This window comes from Klebsiella sp. MS 92-3 (assembly GCF_000195655.1).
In the GTDB taxonomy this organism is placed as follows: Bacteria; Pseudomonadota; Gammaproteobacteria; order Enterobacterales; family Enterobacteriaceae; genus Klebsiella; species Klebsiella pneumoniae.
Genome location: NZ_GL882834.1, coordinates 1 through 337, shown reverse-complemented (window position 1 = coordinate 337; position 337 = coordinate 1). Strand labels below are relative to the sequence as shown.

The 337-nt window shown below is 52.5% G+C and carries 1 protein-coding gene; it reads right to left on the bottom strand.

Annotated features, from left to right (window positions below; all coding sequences use genetic code 11):
• Nucleotides 1-30 precede the first annotated feature (30 nt).
• On the bottom strand, nucleotides 31-210 hold the full coding sequence (gene hemP, locus HMPREF9538_RS08440) for a hemin uptake protein HemP (RefSeq protein WP_267195258.1): 180 nt from the start codon (nucleotides 208-210) through the stop codon (nucleotides 31-33).
• Nucleotides 211-337: the final 127 nt, after the last annotated feature.

The window sequence follows — 337 nt, the reverse complement described above, 5'->3', positions numbered from 1 at the left end:
CCCCCCCCCCCGGGGGGGGGGGGGGGGGGTTTACTTGGTCAGAATTAACTTCCCGGCGTGGGTCTGGCGCAGCAGATAGCGCTGGCCGCCATGCTCAATCACTACTCGTCCTTCGCTGCCTAACAGACCCCGACTGCTGATCTCTCTGTCCGTCGCCACGGGATAAGGGGCATTGTCTTTTGGTTTTTCAGCTGTGGCAGTGTTGTCCATACGCGTCATAGCTCTCAGAATAAAAATCAAGGCAACAATGATAATCATTATCAATAATGTTGTTTTTGACGGCAAGCGTTATTTATCGTGTTACCGGATTTGGTAGGGGAGTCAGCGAAGAGAATTG

What these genes read in the sequence shown, in the direction of transcription:
- hemP (WP_267195258.1), bottom strand. Translation starts at nt 210, where the DNA reads ATGGACAACACTGCCACAGCTGAAAAACCAAAAGACAATGCCCCTTAT.